Genomic DNA, 15,428 nt, shown 5'->3' on the forward strand with positions numbered 1-15,428 from the left:
CGCCCCCTTCTTTTATTATTTTGAACAGCTAGTGTTGAGCTATCAATCTAACAAAGGCGGCGATCAAGAGAAGCCCGACATTAGTCTTACCTGACGGCAAGACCCTTGTCGGAGATCAGTTTATTGGTTGATAGCCTCATCCTGACGGCATGTCAGCTGGGCCAGACGACTATCCAACTCGATCCGTGTAGTGAGTTCCAGCCGGGGCTGCCCCTGCTCGGTCAGTGGCACCAGATCGCCGGTCTGACAGTTCAGCAATTGTGGCTCTATCGCTACCCGATCATAAGTGCGGCGTTCGAAACGGTAGATCACCATCTCCACAATCTGCTCACCATCCGCCTCGATACGACGCAGATTCGCCTGATCCAGCACGGTGAACTCCAGTGTTTGTGGAAACAGATAGCTCCAGGGGCGCCAGGGCAGCTTCACATCGTGGGTTTCAAGCACAACAGATCCGGCGGGCAGCAGAGACTGCTTGTGTTCAAACCAGGTGTACTCACCATAGATCTGATACGCCATCATCCCGGCACCGGCAAACACCAGTATCAGCCAGCTTGGCAGGCGCTTACGGCTCAAGGAGCGCAACAGCAGCGCAATCCCTGCGGCACCCAGGCCGGAAAAAACAGTACCAACTAAATCCCAGAACATCTTACCCTTCCTTTCAGTAAATCTGGATCCGTGATTTCATAGACAACTACTTGTATGTGCAGAATACACCTCGAAGTCACGGATTCAGGAGTAAACAGACCTGCATCTTCTGCCGAGCCCGTAGGTTGCGTCAAGGCCCGGGAATAAAAAGGCCCCCAATTGGGGGCCTTGTTCAGACTGATACCCGAGAGGGATCAGTGGCTGACTGCGCCGCCAGCACCGTGAGGTGAACGTACGCTTTCGACCAGATCCTGAATCTCCTGTGGAGGCTCTTCAGTCATCAGGGAGATGCCATAGGCCACCGCGAAGTTCAACATCGCACCCACTGCCCCGAAGGAGAGCGGAGAGATACCGAACAGCCAGTTGTCAGGCGTATTGGCCAGCATGTTGGTACCAGGGATGAAGAACCAGCCCAGGAAGGTGAAGATATACAGCAGTGTTGCAACCAGACCAGCCAGCATACCGGCAATCGCACCCTTGCTGTTCACCCGCTTGGAGAAGATACCCATCATCAGCGCCGGGAACAGAGAGGCTGCGGCGATACCGAACGCCAATGCCACTACCTGTGCCGCAAAGCCGGGGGGATTCAAGCCCAGATAGGTCGCCAGAAGTATGGCACCACCCATTGAGATACGAGCAGCCAGCATCTCCCCTTTTTCAGATATCTTCGGATTGATGATGTTCTTGATCAAGTCGTGACTGATCGCAGAAGAGATCGCCAGCAACAGACCCGCAGCGGTGGAGAGAGCTGCTGCGATACCGCCAGCCGCAATCAGACCGACAACCCAGGGTGGCAGATTCGCGATTTCAGGGTTAGCCAGAACCAGGATGTCATTATTCACCACCAGCTCGTTACCGTCCCAACCACGTTCCTGCGCTATTGCAACACCGGCAGGCGTCGAGTCAGCATAAAGCTGGATACGACCATCATTGTTTTTATCTTCAAAGCGCAGCAGACCGGTAGTTTCCCAGGTTTTAACCCAGTCAGGACGGTCGGCATATTCCAGAGCCGGCTGAGTCGGACCATCAGGGTAGATGGTAGTCAGCAGGTTCAGGCGTGCCATGGATGCAACAGCAGGTGCAGTCAGATACAGAAGCGCAATGAAGACCAGAGCCCAGCCAGCAGACCAGCGAGCATCAGAAACCTTAGGTACCGTGAAGAAACGGATGATAACGTGTGGCAGACCAGCAGTACCGATCATCAGAGACAGGGTAAACAGCACCATGTTCAGCTTGTTATCCACATCGGCTGTGTAATCGCGGAAACCAAGTTCACGAACCACTTCGTCCAGCGTCTGCAGCAGCGGCAGACCAGATCCAGTGTGCTCACTGAACATACCGAACATCGGGATCGGATTGCCGGTCAACTGCAAAGAGATGAAGACGGCAGGAATAGTGTAGGCCACAATCAGAACGACATACTGAGCCACCTGGGTATAGGTGATCCCTTTCATGCCACCGAAAACGGCGTAGATGAATACGATGGCAGCCGCGATCCAGATACCGGCTGAGCTGCTCACTTCCAGGAAGCGTGAGAAGGCAACACCTGCACCGGTCATCTGACCGATAACATAGGTAACCGACATGATGATCAGACAGATAACCGCTGTCAGACGAGCACCCTGGCTGTAGAAACGGTCACCGATAAAATCAGGCACCGTAAACTTACCGAATTTACGCAGGTAAGGTGCCAGCAGCATCGCCAGCAGTACATAACCACCCGTCCAGCCCATCAGGAAGGAGGAGTTGACATAACCAACGGAGAGCAGACCCGCCATGGAGATAAAGGATGCCGCAGACATCCAGTCAGCCGCAGTGGCCATACCATTGGTGACCGGGTTAACCCCACCACCGGCAATATAGAATTCTTTGGTTGAGCCTGCACGTGCCCATATCGCAATACCGATATAGAGCGCAAAGGAGGCACCAACGAACAACAGGTTGATTGCAAATTGACTCATCTGGTTTTACTCCTCGCCTGCGCCCAGTTCTTTATCGAGTGTGTTCATTCTCCAGGCGTAGAAGAAGATCAGCCCGATAAAGGTCAGAATGGAACCCTGCTGCGCAAACCAGAATCCCAGATCAGTACCACCGACCGAAATTCCCGCCAGCAGTGGGCGAAAGAGTATTCCACAGCCATAGGACACAAAGGCCCAGATTGCGAGGCTGATAACTATCAGGCGAACATTCGCCTTCCAGTACAGCGCCGCTTTGTCAGATTGGTCCGCCATAACAGCATCCCCTATTTTGTTGTTATTGAGAGGTTTCTCGGAATTGGACAAGTTGAATTTAGCAAAGAGGTCCGGCAAAAAAATCCCCGACTTTAGTCTCAGCGTTATTTGACTTGAATCAAAAATATCCAAAAAATCCTTTAATATCATAACTATAAACAAACCCCATGCATAGTAAGCAAAACTCTTGCCTAGACAATGGTATAAGGGTTCTGGCAGTGAATTTGCAGCCCACGGGCTGCCAAAGCGGCTCAATAACACGTTACACTTAGGCAACTCATCTTCAGTGAAGTGGATACTATGCTTTCCGGCTGGATCATCATCTTTATCTCGATAGCCTATCTGCTACTGCTTTTTGCAATTGCCTACTATGGCGATAAGAGCGAAACGGGAATGCGATGGGCCAGCCATCCGGTTATCTACTCCCTGTCGCTGGCTGTCTACTGCTCATCCTGGACCTTCTATGGTGCGGTGGGCAGGGCTGCATCCACCGGTTGGGAGTTCATGGCGACCTATGTCGGACCGGTGATTGTATTCCTGTTCGGCTGGCGCATGATCGAGAAGGTGATACTGGTCAGCAAGCAGCAAAATATCACCTCTATCTCCGACTTTATCTCTTCACGCTACGGCAAAAGCCAGAGCCTTGCGGTGATGGTGACAGTGATTGCGATTCTGGGCACCATGCCTTATATCGCCTTGCAACTGAAGGCCGTTGCGATCAGTTATAACGCCATTGCACCGGGTGCAACCGAGGCTCTCAGCAAAGGCAGTGACACCGCCCTGTTTGTCGCAATCCTGATGGCAATATTTTCAATCCTGTTCGGCACCCGCCATATCGATGCGACCGAGCATCATCCAGGTCTGGTTCTGGCGGTTGCCTTTGAATCGATCATCAAGCTGACCGCCTTTCTTGCCGTCGGATTTTTTGTCATGTTCGGCCTGTTTGGTGGTGTACCCGAAATGCTGACCAGTGTCGGTGATCAGCTACGCCATAACAGCAAATTCAGTTCCCCTTTTTCCGGTAGCTTTCTGACCGAAATTATCCTGGCCTGCGCAGCGATCATCTGCTTGCCGCGCCAGTTCCATGTCACAGTTGTTGAAAATACCGATCCGCGTAATCTGCTGATGGCACGCTGGCTATTCCCCGCCTATCTGATATTGCTGGGCCTGTTTGTACTACCCATCGCTGTAGCCGGATTGGACAGTTTTTCCGGCAGTGCTGTGGATGCCGACTCCTATGTACTGATGCTGCCATTGGCGCATGGATGGGAGTATCTGGCTATTTTTGCCTTTATCGGCGGTCTGTCGGCTGCGACCAGTATGGTGATTGTTGCCAGCATCGCGCTGTCCACGATGGTCTGTAATGATATCGTCATGCCACTGCTGCTGCGCATCCGCTGGCTCAAGCTGTCGCGCTCCAGCGATCTGGGTGCATTGTTGCTGAGAGTCAGGCGCATCACCATCTTCTGTCTGATGTTGATGGCCTATTTTTACTATCGCATTCTGGGTGACCATGGCCCGCTGGCCTCTTTTGGTCTGCTGGCTTTTGTCGCAGCGATTCAGTTCCTGCCCGCCATTGTCGGAGGTATTTACTGGAAGGCCGGTACCCGTCAGGGTGTGTTGGCTGGCCTGACAGCTGGCATGCTGCTCTGGTGCTATACACTGGTGCTGCCGACCATGCGTGCAGCACAGATACTACCCGGTGAGTTGGATGCCCTGCTGCCACCCGGCTCAGAACTGCCAAGCTGGCTGCAGCCGACATCACTGTTTGGCCTGGGCGGGCTCAACCCACTGACTCACGGCGTGTTCTGGAGCCTGAGTATCAACATACTGTTGTTCGTTCTGGTCTCTCGCCTATCGGTAACACGCCTGGTGGACCGCATCCAGGCCAGTGCCTATATCAATGTTTATAACAAGGACCTGTCAGACCACTCGCGACTGCTGGGCCATGTCACCGTCGGTGATCTACAGATGCTGATTGAGCGTTTTCTGGGCAGCAGTCGCACTCAACACGCCTTTACCGGATTTGCGCTGCAACGTAACGAGGAGCTACCACTGGCTGGCGACAAGGCCTCACCCGAGCTGATTCAATACACCGAACGCCTGCTGGCTGGTGCCATCGGCGCATCGTCTGCCCGTATTGTCATGGACTCGACACTGCGCGGGAAGGAGATGCAACTGGGCGATGTCGTCACCATTGTTGACGAAGCCTCGCAAGCTTTGCGCTTCAACCGATCACTGCTGCAGTCCACCATCGAGAACATCAGCCTGGGGATCAGCGTGGTCGACCAGCAATTGAGACTGGTTGCCTGGAACCAGCGCTATGCCGAAATATTCGATTACCCTGATGGCCTGATCTGCGTCGGTAGACCGGCAGAGGATATCTTCCGCTATAACGCACGCAATGGTGAGTATGGCCCGGGAGATGTCGAAGAGCATGTCGCCATTCGGGTGAAGACCCTCAGAAAAGGCAACCCTCACGCTTATGAGCGCTATCGCCCGAATGGCACCGTGCTGGAGGTACGTGGCAACCCCATGCCTAACGGCGGCTACGTCAATACCTATATGGATATCACCGTGCACAAGCGTACCGAGGAAGCGCTGCGTGAGAGTGAGCAGAATATCCGCATCTACACGGATAATGTTCCGGTTCTGATCGCTTACCTCGACCCGGATCGGCGTTATCTGTTCGTGAACAAAGCTTATGCAGACACCTATCATATTGATCGACATGCAGTTTCAGGTCTGCCCTGCTATCGGGTGCTGCCCAGTGAAGAGTATGAACTGAGACGTCAATATATTGACAAGGTAATCGCAGGAGAGCGTCAGCGCTTTGAGATTCAACTGCCCAGCACAACTGATGCGCCGCGTTTTGCCGAGGTGACCTATATCCCGCACAAAGGGGAACACGGCGATCTGCTGGGTTACTTCACGCTTTATCAGGATATTACCGAGCGACGCAAAGCCGAGATTGCCCTGCAGGAGACCAACGAAAACCTGGAACAGCGCGTGCGCGAGCGTACTCAGGCACTGTCGGTAGTGAATAAGGAGCTACGCAAAGAGAACACCATTCGTGCACTGATGGAAGATGAGCTACGCCAGGCAAAAGCCGATGCCGAAGCCGCCAATCTGGGCAAAACCCGCTTTCTGGCTGCAGCCAGTCACGACCTGCTGCAGCCACTCAATGCCGCCCGCCTGTTCACCTCCGCACTGGCACAGCAGAGCCATAACCCGGAGATAGGTCAACTGGTCAGTAATCTGGATGGATCCCTGCACGCGGCAGAGGAGTTGATTACAACTATTCTGGATATCTCCAAGCTGGATGCCGGCGCACTGGAACCCGCCCCGAGCCACTTCGCGCTGGATGGTATTTTTCAGAATCTCGGTACCGAGTTCAGCGCCCTGGCCAAAGACAGGCAATTACGTTTTCGCTCAGTTAACTGCCGTCAGGTGGTTTTCTCTGATCCAACCCTGCTGCGCAGGATTCTGCAGAATTTTCTGTCCAACGCCATGCGCTATACCTCATCCGGAAAGGTTCTGATGGGGGCACGACGCCAAGGTCAATCGCTTCGCCTTGAAGTGTGGGATACAGGTGTCGGCATTCCGGCAGACAAGCTGAAAGAGATCTTCGAGGAGTTCAAGCGTATCGACAACCCTCGTCACAGCGAGGTAAAAGGCTTGGGACTAGGACTTGCCATCACCGAACGTATCGCCCGAGTGCTGGGACACAAAATCGATGTTCGCTCCTGGCCCGGTAAAGGCTCGGTGTTCAGCGTCACCATCCCTCTGGGCGACCCTGAAAAGGCGATTCGCAGCAAGCCGGAGCAGCGCGGCTGGATACGCAGCAAGGGGCTCAACGGCATCAAGGTACTGGTGATCGATAACGAACCGAAGATTCTGGAGGGGATGTCGGCACTGTTGCATGGCTGGTCGTGTGAAACCTGCACCGCCCTGTCGGGTGATGAAGCTGTAGACAAGGTCACAGCTCAAGGCTTCCAGCCAGATATCATTCTGGCCGACTACCATCTGGGAGAGGTGCATACCGGGATTATGGCGCTGCAGCAGCTTGAGCCATTGTGGGAGAAAGCCGTTCCTGCGATCGTTATTACGGCCGACCGTACGGATGAGGTGAAGGAGGAGATAGAAGCCTTTGGTACCCACCTGCTGACCAAGCCAATCAAGCCTGCAGCGTTGCGTGCGATGATCAACAGAGTGATTGCACAGGCCCGCTGATTACCGGGCCTGTCTCTTTCTGAACAGATGCCTGAATTACATCTCGGTCTTGGGCGGCTCTACACCCAGTCGCTGCGCGGCAATAACAGCCTGAGTGCGACTGTGCACACCGAGTTTACGCAGAATAGCGGTGACATGTGCCTTGATGGTCGCTTCAGACACACTCAACTCATAAGCGATCTGCTTGTTGAGCAAGCCTTCAGTCAACATGGTCAGCACACGAAACTGTTGCGGCGTCAGCGATGCCAAGGCTGAGGCGAACTGATAATCCTCTTCCGACACATCATCCAGACTATCGCTGATCTCCTGCGGCAGCCACTCATCTCCCTGCAACACTACAGTAATCGCCTCAGAGATGGTTTCCAGCGGGGCTGATTTAGGAATAAAGCCGGATGCACCATAATCCATCGCACGCTTCATCACATGTAACTCTTCACTGCCCGAGACCACAATCACCGGCACGCCGGGGTGCTGTCCGCGCAGAAAAACCAACCCTGAGAACCCATGTGCGCCCGGCATATGAATGTCCAGAAGGATAAGATCCGCATCACTGTGCTCCTCTGCACAGGCCTGAACGGCAGAGAGTGAGTCAGCCTCAACTATCTGAGCACCCGGTGTTGCCTGCAGAACAGCCTGCTTGAGTGCTGCCCGAAACAGCGGGTGGTCATCAGCAATTATTACCTTCTGAGCCAGTTGCATATCGTTGTTCTCCTGAGCTGGCATTCGAAAACGGATAAATCCTCACGAAGTAACGCAAACACATTACCTCAAGGTTTAAACCGTTAATATACGGGATATTATCGCTGCATGAAATGCAAAAACGCCCCTCCGGTATCAACCGGAAGGGCGTAAGAGTGATTTAAAGTGCTTCAGATCAACTTTTGCGATTCATACGCTCTTCAATCAGGCTATCCACTACTGTCGGATCCGCCAGTGTTGAGGTATCGCCCAGAGCACTGAAATCATCCTCGGCGATCTTACGCAGAATGCGACGCATGATCTTGCCGGAGCGGGTTTTCGGCATGCCCGGCGCAAACTGAATCAGATCCGGTGACGCGATCGGACCTATCTCGGCGCGTACCCAGTCACGCAGCTCTTTTTTCAGCTCGTCGGAATGGTCATAACCTGTCTTCAGTGTGACATAGACATAGATCCCCTGCCCCTTGAGCTCGTGTGGGTAACCCACCACAGCAGCCTCGGCCACGGCTTCGTGTGCCACCAATGCCGATTCGATCTCCGCGGTGCCCATGCGGTGACCGGAGACGTTGATTACGTCATCCACACGGCCTGTGATCCAGTAGTAGCCGTCTTCATCGCGGCGCACACCGTCTCCGGTGACATAGCTGCCGGGGAAGGTGGAGAAGTAGGTCTGCACAAAACGTTCATGATCACCCCAGATGGAGCGACTCTGGCCCGGCCAGGAGTCCTTGATCACCAGATTACCTTCACCAGCCCCTTCGATCTCCTTGCCTTCGTTATCCACCAGAGCCGGCTGTACACCGAAGAATGGCAGGGTCGCTGAGCCTGGCTTGGCATCAGTGGCACCCGGCAGCGGCACGATCATGATGCCGCCGGTCTCGGTCTGCCACCAGGTATCGACGATCGGGCAACGTCCCTTGCCGAATACGCGATGATACCAGGTCCAGGCTTCGGGGTTGATCGGCTCGCCAACCGAACCCAGCAGTCTCAGGCTGGATAGATCGGCATCGCCCAACACATCTTCGCCGCGCTGCATCAGCGCACGAATGGCGGTCGGCGCGGTGTAGAACTGATTCACCTTGTGCTTCTCGATCACCCGTCCGAAGCGGCTGTTATCGGGATAGTTGGGCACACCTTCGAACATCACGGTGGTGGCGCCATTGGCCAGCGGGCCATAGACGATATAGCTGTGGCCGGTGACCCAGCCCACATCTGCCGTGCACCAGTAGATATCCCCTTCTTGATAATCAAACACATACTGATGGGTCATGGCGGCATACACCATGTAACCACCGGTGGTGTGCTGCAACCCTTTCGGCATGCCGGTGGAACCGGAGGTGTAGAGAATGAACATCGGGTCTTCGGCGTTCATCGCTTCTGGCGTGCAGTCTGCAGAAGCGGTTGCAGTGATTTCGTGATACCACAGATCGCGCTCGGGGAACCAGGTGGTCTCTTTGGTGGTACGCTGTACCACGACTACCTTTTCGCAATACCTGGCGGCGCCCGGCTCTTTCAGCGCTTCATCGACATTGGCTTTAAGCGGGATCTGCTTGCCACCGCGCAGCGAGTAGTTGGAGGTGACCACCAGCTTCGACTGGGCACCCTCAACACGACTGGCCAGCGCCTCGGGCGAAAAGCCACCGAACACGACCGAGTGGATCGCACCAATGCGCGTACAGGCCAGCATCGCGACAGCCGCTTCGGGAATCATCGGCATATAGATGGTGACTACATCGCCTCTATTAATGCCCTGCGCCTTGAGTGCATTGGCAAAACGGCACACGCTCTCATGCAACTGGCGATAAGTGATCTTCTGGTCTTCGTCGGGGCTATCCCCCTCCCAGATGATTGCCACCTGATCGCCACGGGTCGCCAAGTGGCGATCCAGGCAGTTGGCTGATGCGTTCAGTGTGCCATCTTCAAACCACTTGATGGAAACATTGTGCGTATCAAAAGACGTGTTTTTGACCTTTGTATAGGGCTTGATCCAGTCAAGACGCTTACCCTGCTCACCCCAGAAGGCATCAGGGTCCTGAATTGACTGGGCATACATCGCCTCATAGGTGGCTTTGTCGGCATGCGACTTGGCAGCGAATGCCGGATCGACGGGATAAAGGTTTTCTTGGCTCATGAAAATGCCCTTCACTTGAGATTTGTTTTTATCGTGTTTGGCGCCGTGTCTCTTTCCTGGGTTCGTGACTTAACTGATGTCTGTACAGGATAAGAATCAGCTTAGTACAATTCAGCTCAGTACGAACGTTTGACAGCGCTCCAGAAACTTTGGATAGATTTAAACAGATCCACTGAGCAGCCCATAAGTAGACATTCGTCTGAGAAAGGGGGCTACATTAGTCCTATATGATGCTTCGATCACCCATATTGGGGCATGTCAGATGTCAGGTTCCATGCCCTCTTCACGCATACGTGCCAGCTTGTAACGCAGCGTCCGCGGGCTGATACCAAGCTGTTCGGCGGCCAGTTTGCGACTGCCACGATGCTGGCGCAGCGCATCAATGATCAGTTGGTACTCATGTTGTCGCAGATCCTGCCCCAGCAAACCACCGGACTCATCCTCCTCGACAGCAGGTACAGGCTGCAGCTCACCAACCGGATCCGACACTCTGGTCAGTTGAATCGCGCCCGCCTCCAGATGCAGGTCCTGAGGTGTAATCACTGCACCAGACTGCAGGATCATCGCGCGCTGAATGACATTATCCAGCTCTCGCACATTGCCCGGCCATTGATGCTGCTGCATCAACTCACAGGACTCTGAGCTGAGTCGCATTCCCTGGCGGCGCATTTTACGCCCGTGATGCTCCAGCAGTTGCCTCGCCAGAGGGATAATATCCTCACGCCGCTCACGCAGAGGCTGCCACTGCAGTGGAAACACATTCAAGCGATAGTACAGATCCTCGCGAAAACGCTTCTCGGCGACATACTCTTCCAGCTTGCGGTTACTGGTTGCCAGCACTCGTACATCCAGTTTGATCAGTTTGCGCCCGCCGATACGTTCAACCTCCTGCTCCTGCAGCACTCGCAGTATCTTGGCCTGAAGCCCGAGATCCATCTCACTGATCTCATCCAGCAGCAGAGTCCCACCGCTGGCCTGCTCAAACTTGCCCGGGGCACTGGCATAAGCGCCAGTAAATGCACCCTTCTCATGCCCGAACAGCGTCGCCTCCAGCATGTTTTCAGGTATCGCGGCGCAGTTGATCGCCACAAAAGGCTGATCTGCCCGGCCAGAGTGCTGATGAATATAGCGCGCCAACACCTCCTTCCCCGTACCCGACTCCCCTGTAATCAGAACGGTTGAATCGGTTGTGGCCACACGCCTTGCCAATTCCAGCAACTGACGCGAACCGGGTGCTTCCGCGACAGGCTCCAACTGCTCTCCCTTATCCGGCACACCTGACACCTGCGACCGGATCAACGCGATCAACTGCTCCGGCTCAAAAGGCTTCATCAGATAATCGACAGCCCCTTTGCGAATCGCATCCACTGCTTTTTCGACCTGTCCGTAGGCAGTAATCAGAGCCACCGGCAGTACCGGATACTGCTGTCTGAGGTAGGCCAGCAATTCATGGCCGTCCATGCCGGGCATATTGACATCACTGATCACCATATCCACCGTCTGCTGTTTCAGCAGTGCAACAGCTTCCTCACCATTTCCGGCCTCTACATAATCAATGCCGGCCAGCGCCAGCGTGTCCACCAGTGCCTCCCGCAGGTCCAGATCATCCTCTACAATCAGTATCTTTGGCATCACTTCTTTTAACACTTCTTTTGACATTAGGGGGAAGTCACTTACTCAGACGGCTTAATACAAGGCAGCACAAATGCCGCAACAGTTCCCTGGCCCGGCGTAGATTGCAATTCAAACACCCCATGATGCGCCCGCGCGATGGCATGCGCGATGGCCAGCCCAAGCCCGGTACCATGCGATTTGGTGGTATAAAAGGGCTCCTGCGCTTTCAGCAGCTCAGATTCGTCCATACCCGGCCCATCATCCCGGACCGCGATTCGCAGTTTGTCGGACTCCTGCGAAACCGTCACACTCAGCTCGCAGCCTTTGCCGGCTGCCTGCAACGCATTATTAACCAGATTCAGCAGTGCTCCGAGCAACATCTCCAGATTACACTGTAGTTGAAGAGTCGGCGCCTGATTGATAAAGTCACAGTCGGCATCATATTGAACCAATGGCTGATCCAGCAGCTCCTCTATGCGCAGCAGCAGATCATCACTACTGATGCGGTTTTCAAGGCGTGTTTCGCCTCTGGCGAAAACCAGCATATCGCGCACCTGCTGCTCCAGATGCACCAGCCGTGCCTTGACCTTACCGGCGAAACGGATCCGCTGCTCGTCACTGATCTCATCTGCCATCAAGTGACTGGCATAGAGCAATGCTGCAGACAAAGGTGTTCTGACCTGATGCGCCAGCGAAGCCATCATGCGCCCCATCTCAGACAGACGCTGGTAGTGGTGCAATTTGGACTGCAGATCACGGGTCTGGGTCTGGTCGGAAATAAACACCAGCTGGCCCGGCTCATCCGGCAACGCCAGCGTCGCCAGACTTACCCGTTTACCATTTTTAAGGGAGACTTCATGGCCATCATCCGGCCGGGGAGCAAAGCAGGCCGTGATGATACTGAGCCAGGACTCGCCTGCCAGGGCGACACCCAGCAAAGCTTCTGCCGCCGGGTTACACTCACTGACCATCCCACGATTATCAATAATCAACACACCACTGGGCATAAGCGCGATCATATTCCGCAATCGACGCCCCTCAAGCTGCTCCTGACGGGAGGCCTCAAGTTGTGCCTCCAAGTCCTTTATCCGCTGCAGCAACTGCTCCTCAGACCCCGTCATGCTCTGGAGATCCCATACTTGCGCATTTTCTCCACCAAGGTGGTGCGCCTGATTCTGAGGTGTTTTGCAGCCCTGGCAACCACCTGTTCAGTGGCATCCAACGCCTGTTCTATCAGTGATCGCTCCAGTGTTTCAAGATGCTCTTTCAGATCCAGGCCTTGTGGTGGCAGGGTTACAGGCCCTGAATTCGACCTAACACACTGACCGACAGTCTGACCAACAATCTGCCCAGTCTCAACCGCCTGACCATTCACTCGCGCTGGCGTGTTGTCAGCAGCGATCTGCGCGGCATACTGGTAACGCGCCGGGTCAGGCTCTTCGATCTGTCGGAATTTCAGTGGCAACTCCGACACGCCAATTACGCCATCTGGATACATGATGGTCAGCCTTTCCAGCAAGTTAGCCAACTCACGGACATTGCCGGGCCAGGCATAGCGATAAAGCGATTCCATCGCCGAACTGTGCAGATGCAACCGGCCATTGCCCTGTGCCTGCAAACGCTTGCAAAACTCACCGATCAATTGCTGCAGATCCCCCAGCCGCTCTCTCAGTGGTGGCATCTCGATGGGGAAGATATTCAAACGATAATAGAGATCCTCCCTGAACTGGCCCTCAGCAATCATCTGCTCCAGATCCTTGTGGGTGGCAGCAATGATCCGTACATCCACCTCCAGCGTTTTGCTGCCCCCGACGCGTTCAAACTGGCGCTCCTGCAGCACACGTAACAGTTTGACCTGCATCGGCAGCGGCATATCCCCTATCTCATCCAGAAACAGAGTGCCACCATCGGCCAGTTCAAAACGCCCCGCTCGGCTGGATATGGCACCAGTGAAGGCACCCTTCTCATGCCCGAACAGCTCACTTTCCAACAGTTCGGAAGGTATGGCACCGCAGTTGACTGGCACAAAGGGTCCATTATGGCGCCCGGAGTGATCGTGCAACGCCCTGGCAACTACCTCCTTACCCGTACCGGATTCACCGGTTATCAACACACCGATATCCCGATCAGCCACCTGAGCGATCAGACGGCGCACCTGCTGCATGGAGGCGCTGGATCCAACCAGACCATCGCACTGACTGTCGGTCCGTTCGCTAAGGCCAGCAGCCTTCAGCACCTGAGCCCGATGCAACAGATCCAGCAACTGCGACTGTCGATAGGGAGGTTCAAAATAACCGATTACTGAGGCAGCAACAGGCTCATCCAATCGATCCAGCTCCTGCCAGCGATTGAGTAACAGGACGGGGGTTCGGATCGTATCTGGGTTGAGGTCGTGAAGAAATTTGGCCAACGAAATAGGCAAACTGCTTTCGCCCAGCATCAACAGTGAACAGCCAGACCAGTCAAACGCACGACTTTCCTGCAGCCAGACAACAAATTCGAAGCCCCTGCAACTCAATCCGGCAAACTCACACAGCGTCATCAGACGTTCACGTCTCTCTCGATTATCATCAATCAGAATGAGTTGTGTATTAACGGATTCCATGGTCCAGTCCAGACAGTCAATTTTCAGTCACAAGTATCGTGATATATTCCGAATGTGTCAATTTATTGTCCATGCTCTGAACCATTATTTCGCTTACCTGTGCATCTTGCCACTCAAACACTCCACAACTCGGCCGATATCACTTAGGATAGGGCTACACTTAGTTAAGTGTAACGACTTGAATTGTATGCAGTGCCGCTGTTGAGGATATGCACACCTCCGGGCGGTAGCGTGCCTGAAGCAGCCAGAAGAAGACAAATATGTTTAATAATAAGTCTATCCTGATCACCGGTGGCACTGGTTCCTTCGGACACCAGTATGTCAAAACGCTACTGCAACACCACCAGCCGCGTCGGCTGATTATCTACTCGCGTGACGAACTCAAGCAGTATGAGATGCAGCAGGTGTTTGATCAGAAGTGCATGCGCTACTTCATTGGTGATGTACGGGACAAGGAGCGGCTGGTACAGGCGATGCGCGATGTGGACTTCGTGATCCATGCGGCAGCCCTGAAACAAGTACCGGCTGCAGAATACAATCCGATGGAGTGTATCAAGACCAATATTCATGGGGCGGAGAATGTTATCCATGCGGCGCTGACCAATAATGTCGATAAAGTAATTGCGCTCTCTACAGACAAGGCTGCCAACCCGGTTAACCTCTATGGTGCCACCAAGCTCGCATCCGACAAGCTATTCGCGGCCGCCAATAATATGGCAGGCAAACTGAAAACCCAGTTCTCAGTAGTGCGCTACGGTAATGTCGTTGGCTCACGCGGCTCGGTGGTCCCCTACTTCAACAAACTGCTGGCAGAGGGAACGGATCATCTACCGATTACCGATCCGCGCATGACCCGCTTCTGGATCACTCTTCAACAGGGCGTGGATTTTGTACTGAAGAATTTTCAGCGCATGCATGGTGGCGAAATCTTTGTTCCTAAAATACCCTCCATCCGTATCACTGATCTTGCAGCTGCCCTCGCACCCGGCTTACCACTCCAAACCATCGGCATTCGTCCGGGCGAAAAACTTCATGAGATCATGTGCCCTAGCGATGACTCCCATCTGACGCTGGAGTTTAGTGATCACTATGTCATTCGACCTACTATTCGCTATAACTCACGCAGCAACCACTTCTCACCTAATGAGCTGGGTGAAGTCGGGATTGAGGTAGCTCAGGGGTTCGAATACAACTCCGGTACCAATCCACAGTTTCTGACGCCGGACGAAATATTACATTACAACGAGCTGAGCGAAGAGGTTTAAAC

The 15,428-nt window shown here is 54.1% G+C and carries 10 protein-coding genes; 2 read left to right on the forward strand and 8 right to left on the reverse strand.

Annotation, left to right across the window (positions count from 1 at the left end; all coding sequences use genetic code 11):
• Positions 1 to 120: 120 nt before the first annotated feature.
• The 3 genes from ACK3CJ_RS19230 to ACK3CJ_RS19240 all read right to left on the reverse strand — a co-directional run bounded on the left by ACK3CJ_RS19230 (position 121) and on the right by ACK3CJ_RS19240 (position 2,879).
• Positions 121 to 648, reverse strand: a complete 528-nt coding sequence (locus ACK3CJ_RS19230; RefSeq protein ID WP_409523811.1) for a hypothetical protein — start codon at positions 646 to 648, stop codon at positions 121 to 123.
• Positions 649 to 842: 194 nt separating this feature from the next.
• The gene (locus ACK3CJ_RS19235) at positions 843 to 2,609 is read right to left on the reverse strand and encodes a sodium:solute symporter family protein (protein ID WP_409523812.1); all 1,767 of its coding nucleotides are present in this window, start codon (positions 2,607 to 2,609) and stop codon (positions 843 to 845) included.
• Between the two features lie 6 nt (positions 2,610 to 2,615).
• Complete coding sequence (locus ACK3CJ_RS19240; RefSeq protein WP_409523813.1) at positions 2,616 to 2,879, reverse strand: DUF4212 domain-containing protein; 264 nt, start codon at positions 2,877 to 2,879, stop codon at positions 2,616 to 2,618.
• Positions 2,880 to 3,179: 300 nt separating this feature from the next.
• Between ACK3CJ_RS19240 and ACK3CJ_RS19245 the strand changes: the two genes are divergently transcribed.
• Complete coding sequence (locus ACK3CJ_RS19245; protein ID WP_409523814.1) at positions 3,180 to 7,112, forward strand: hybrid sensor histidine kinase/response regulator; 3,933 nt, start codon at positions 3,180 to 3,182, stop codon at positions 7,110 to 7,112.
• A 36-nt stretch (positions 7,113 to 7,148) separates the two neighbouring features.
• Here ACK3CJ_RS19245 and ACK3CJ_RS19250 read toward each other — a convergent pair whose 3' ends face one another.
• The 5 genes from ACK3CJ_RS19250 to ACK3CJ_RS19270 form a co-directional block, all read right to left on the reverse strand.
• Positions 7,149 to 7,811: a response regulator transcription factor gene (locus ACK3CJ_RS19250; RefSeq protein WP_409523815.1), complete on the reverse strand. Its 663-nt coding sequence runs from the start codon at positions 7,809 to 7,811 to the stop codon at positions 7,149 to 7,151.
• Between the two features lie 175 nt (positions 7,812 to 7,986).
• Positions 7,987 to 9,942 (reverse strand): acetate--CoA ligase, encoded by a 1,956-nt coding sequence (gene acs, locus ACK3CJ_RS19255; RefSeq protein WP_409523816.1) that lies wholly within the window; start codon positions 9,940 to 9,942, stop codon positions 7,987 to 7,989.
• A gap of 258 nt (positions 9,943 to 10,200) precedes the next feature.
• On the reverse strand, positions 10,201 to 11,574 hold the full coding sequence (locus ACK3CJ_RS19260) for a sigma-54-dependent transcriptional regulator (RefSeq protein ID WP_409523817.1): 1,374 nt from the start codon (positions 11,572 to 11,574) through the stop codon (positions 10,201 to 10,203).
• A gap of 41 nt (positions 11,575 to 11,615) precedes the next feature.
• A complete protein-coding gene (locus ACK3CJ_RS19265; protein WP_409523818.1) occupies positions 11,616 to 12,677 on the reverse strand; it encodes a sensor histidine kinase in 1,062 nt (353 codons plus the stop codon).
• Positions 12,674 to 14,161, reverse strand: coding sequence for a sigma-54 dependent transcriptional regulator (locus ACK3CJ_RS19270; RefSeq protein WP_409523819.1), 1,488 nt, complete (start codon positions 14,159 to 14,161; stop codon positions 12,674 to 12,676). Before ACK3CJ_RS19270 ends, ACK3CJ_RS19265 begins: the two co-directional genes overlap by 4 nt.
• 260 nt (positions 14,162 to 14,421) lie before the next feature.
• Here ACK3CJ_RS19270 and pseB point away from each other — a divergent pair, with 260 nt between their 5' ends.
• The gene (gene pseB, locus ACK3CJ_RS19275; RefSeq protein WP_409523820.1) at positions 14,422 to 15,426 is read left to right on the forward strand and encodes a UDP-N-acetylglucosamine 4,6-dehydratase (inverting); all 1,005 of its coding nucleotides are present in this window, start codon (positions 14,422 to 14,424) and stop codon (positions 15,424 to 15,426) included.
• Positions 15,427 to 15,428 lie beyond the last annotated feature (2 nt).

It is taken from the genome of Nitrincola salilacus (assembly GCF_046271865.1).
GTDB classification, from domain to species: domain Bacteria; phylum Pseudomonadota; class Gammaproteobacteria; order Pseudomonadales; family Balneatricaceae; genus Nitrincola; species Nitrincola salilacus.